We start from the raw sequence: 301 nt of genomic DNA, 5'->3' as shown, positions 1-301 counted from the left end.
AAGGTCACCCCTATACTTTTTCAGATCTTTTTTAAATCTGGTTGTAGGAATTAGAAGATACATCTATACTGAGTCCAAAAAATTATCAACATCAGATATAGGCTTCAAATTCTTATTGTGCATTGCCTCCTCAATGGCCTCTATGGTTTCATCATTAGGCTCTTTTTCAACCACTTTTGATAAAATTAATTCGACATAATTATTCAGGCTTCTTTTATTTTTCCTGGCCTGCTCCTTTAACTCTTCTATTAATTCCTTCTCGAGTCTAAACGCTGTTTGTACTTTCATGAGAAATTTTTAA

1 protein-coding gene is annotated in these 301 nt (G+C 32.9%); it reads right to left on the bottom strand.

Annotated elements, in window-relative coordinates; all coding sequences use genetic code 11:
- Nucleotides 1-63: 63 nt before the first annotated feature.
- On the bottom strand, nucleotides 64-288 hold the full coding sequence (locus HC175_RS22825; RefSeq protein WP_168026639.1) for a hypothetical protein: 225 nt from the start codon (nucleotides 286-288) through the stop codon (nucleotides 64-66).
- Nucleotides 289-301 lie beyond the last annotated feature (13 nt).

This window comes from Salinimicrobium oceani (genome assembly GCF_012037645.1).
Note: the sequence above shows the minus strand (reverse complement) of the source record. Positions and strands in the feature narration are given on the sequence as shown.